Raw genomic sequence first — 3,412 nt, 5'->3', positions numbered from 1 at the left:
CGGCGCTCGAGGCGAAAGTCGCACCCGAGCCGGAAACGGCGCCCGAGGCCAAGGCGGCGTCCGAGCCCGGAACGGCCCCCGGGCCGAAGGTCGCGCCCGAGCCCGGAACGCCCCCCGAGGCCAAGGCGGCGTCCGAGCCCGGAACGGCCCCCGGGGTGAAGGCGGCGCCCGAGCCAGAGACGGCCCCCAGGCCGAAGGTCGCGCCCGAGCCAGCAACGCCCCCCGGGGCCACCGGAGGCACCCCCACCCCCCGCCCGCCGCGAGGCTCCTGCGTCGGCATCGGTACCGGTACCGGCGCCGCGTCCGGGAGCGTCCACGTGAAGTCCCTCGCCAGGACCACCGGCGGCGCGTGCACCCGGTCCAGGCACTTGTTCACCAGGGTGCTCAGCGCCCCCAGCGCACGGCTCTCCGTACGGGTCGGCGCGTCCAGGGCCGTGTCCGTGCAGCGCTGCCCCGCCGCGAGGTCCCCGTTCGGGACCACCAGGCGCGGCCGGCCGTTGGGCTCGTCCGTGATCTGGGCGGTGACGCCCAGGGTGTCGCGCAGACAGGTCGCACTCCGCGACGCGGCCCGCCGCAAGGTCGCGCGTTCCTTCACGGGCAGCCGGAAGGGGCCCACCGCGCGCGGATCGATCCGGTCGGCCGAGCCGGTCCGTGACAGGTCCGGGCTGACCGAGAGCGGGTTGACGATCGCGGTCGGCTTCGACGGAGGCCGGTACGGATGCCCCGGCGCCGGTACGGAGTCGGCCACCGCCACCTCGCCCTGCCGCAGCACGATGCGGTGTTGTGTCTCCTCCGCGAGGGACGCGACCGTCGGGCCGACCCCGTCCCAGCTCGCATGGGTCGCCGCGTAACCCAGCAGACGGTCGTAGATCTTCGTGTCGTCGGCGAGGGCCTGGCCCTGTTCCTTCTGGATCGCGACGGCCGTCGTCCGGACGACCACCCACGCGGTCGCGGCGACCGAACAGACGGAGACCAGCACGGTCACCGCCAGCAGCCGAAGCAGGAGGCTCCGCCGCAGCGGGACGTCCCCGCCCACGCCGTTGGCGGCCTCGGCCCTACGACGCATGGGCGGGCCTCCCCGGGCGCCCGGGCCCGTCGCCGCCCGGGTGCCCGGGCCCGTCGTCGCCCTCACCGGGTCGCGGATCCGGCCCCCGATCCGGCCCCCGACCCCCGTCGTCCGCGAGCTTGTACCCCACCCCGTACACCGTCACCAGCGTGCGCGCCGCACGCGGACGCGGCTCGATCTTCTTCCGGAGGTTCATCACGTGCACATCCACCGTCCGCGAGGTGATGTACCGGTCGAAGCCGTGCAGCTGCTCCAGGATCTGGGCCCGCGTGAAGACCTGCCCCGGCCGCTCCGCCAGCACCTCCAGCAGCCGGAACTCCCCCGGCGTGCACTCGATCCGCCGCCCGTGCGCCCACACCTCGTGCCGCCCGGGATCGACCCGCAGTGCCCCGACCGTCAGGACGGGGTCGGGCGGCGGTACGGCGGCGGCCGTACGGGCGCTCCTGCGCAGCAGCGAACGGATCCGCGCCATCAGCTCGCGCGGGCTGAACGGCTTGGTCATGTAGTCGTCCGCCCCCAGGTCCAGCCCGAGCAGCAGGTCGTCCTCGGTGGAGCGGGCGGTGAGCATCAGCACCGGCAGATCGGTCTCGGTCCGCAGGATCCGGCACACGTCGAGACCGTCGACCTTCGGCATCATCACGTCCAGGACGAGGAGGTCCGGTGGCCTGCGCCGTACCTGCTCCAGCGCCGCCCTGCCGTCGTGCACGACCACCACGTCGTGGCCCTCCCGCTCCAGATAGCGGCGGACCAGTTCGGCCTGCTTCTTGTCGTCCTCGGCGACCACCACGTGCGCGCACATGCGTGCGAGTCTAGGAACGGCAGCGGGTCAGGAGAGGCGGGAGGGGCCCCCGGGGACGGGGACCATCGACGCACCATGGGTTCCTGACAGGTTTCTGACATTTCCCGCCGGGGGGGGCGGGAGGACACGCGCCCGTACGCCTACCGGACCTGCCGGGCTCCGCCCACCGGGGCCGGAGGACTCGCACCCGTACGTCCTGCCCGCGCCGCCCGTCCCGCCCGCTCCGCCCGCCGGAGGCGGTACGCCCGAACGCCCCGTCCGCCGCGACCCCCGGCTGCTCCCGTGACACGGTGGCAGAACTGCCGTCACCGACGACCCCGGAGCCTCGTAATGGCAGATCTGGACGATCCGTACACCCCGAGCACGAGCACGAGCACGTCCTCTTCCCCTGCCCCTTCACCTTCCCCCTCTCCCTCCCCTCCCTCGGCCGACCCATCAGGAACGACGGACACGGCCTCCACCGAGCCCGGCTCGGACGAGCGGGCCCGGGCACTGCTCGCCGCGCACCCCGTCATCGACGGCCACAACAGCCTGGCCCGGACGCTCCGGCACGCCGGCCCGCACGACCTGGAGCTGGGCGAGGCGGCGCTCGACACCGATCTCCCGCGGATCCGCGCGGGAGGGGTCGGGGGGCAGTTCTGGTCCCTGGTCGTGCCCGGGCAGGCCGTCGACCAGAACCGCGCGATCAGCACCACCCTGGAGCTGATCGATCGCGTACGGTCGCTGATCTCGAACTGCCCGGAAGGCCTGCGCCTCGCGCTGAACGCCGCCGACCTGGCCGACGCCCGCAACTGCGGCCGGGTGGCCTCGCTGCTCGGCCCGGTCGCGGGGGCCGCCCTGGGCGACTCGATCGGCACCCTGCGCGGCTATCACGCGCTGGGAGTACGGTGTGTCGCGCTCGCCGGCGCGGGCTGGGCGGCCGACGGACTGACGCGCTTCGGCCAGGAGATGATCAGGGAGATGAACCGCCTCGGCGTGCTCATCGACCTGTCCGGCACCACCTCCGCCACGGCGCGCGCCACGCTCGCGGTCGCGAAGGCGCCGGTCCTGCTGTCCCACTCGGCGGCCCGCGCCCTGACCGACCACCCGGCCAACGCCGCCGACGACGTCCTGGAACTGCTCCCCGCCAACCGCGGCGTCTGCATGGTGAGCTTCGCCCCGGAACAGGTCACCCGCCCCGCGGGCCGGCCGTCCGTCCGGGACGTCGCCGACCATGTCGAGCATGTACGGGAGGTGGCGGGCCCGGAGTCCGTGGGCCTGTCGGGGACGTACGGCCTGGAGGCCGGAGGCCCCCGTACCACCGGCCTGGAGGACACCTCCCGCTACCCCCGGCTGATCGCGGAACTCCTGGACCGGGGCTGGGACGAGACCGATCTGGCGGCCCTGACCTGGGGCAACGCGGCACGGGTGGTACGAGACACGGAGTTCGCGGCCCGGGCGGCACAACAACGCCGAGGCCCGTCGACCGCGACGATCGAGGACCTGGACACCAGATGAGCACACGCGCTCATCTGGTATCCAGATGAGCGCACGTGCGCGCACCGAAC

2 protein-coding genes and 1 pseudogene are annotated in these 3,412 nt (G+C 74.0%); 1 reads left to right on the top strand and 2 read right to left on the bottom strand.

All coding sequences use genetic code 11. The features are described 5' to 3' along the window. Both GT042_RS33120 and GT042_RS33115 read right to left on the bottom strand, forming a co-directional pair. A pseudogene (locus GT042_RS33120) lies at positions 1 to 1,066 on the bottom strand (two-component sensor histidine kinase); the annotation flags it as partial. Continuing rightward, positions 1,056 to 1,865, bottom strand: a complete 810-nt coding sequence (locus GT042_RS33115; protein WP_161312383.1) for a response regulator transcription factor — start codon at positions 1,863 to 1,865, stop codon at positions 1,056 to 1,058. The pseudogene GT042_RS33120 and the gene GT042_RS33115, both read right to left, overlap by 11 nt. A 330-nt stretch (positions 1,866 to 2,195) precedes the next feature. On the opposite strand from GT042_RS33115, the gene GT042_RS33110 reads away from it, so the two are divergent. Next, positions 2,196 to 3,362 carry a dipeptidase gene (locus GT042_RS33110; RefSeq protein WP_161312382.1) on the top strand — a complete coding sequence of 389 codons (1,167 nt, stop codon included), beginning with the start codon at positions 2,196 to 2,198 and terminating at the stop codon, positions 3,360 to 3,362. The last annotated feature ends 50 nt before the right edge of the window (positions 3,363 to 3,412 follow it).

Source organism: Streptomyces sp. SID3212 (assembly GCF_009865405.1).
GTDB lineage: Bacteria > Actinomycetota > Actinomycetes > Streptomycetales > Streptomycetaceae > Streptomyces.
The sequence above is the reverse complement of the archived record's forward strand: the minus strand, read 5'-3'. Positions and strand labels throughout refer to the sequence as shown.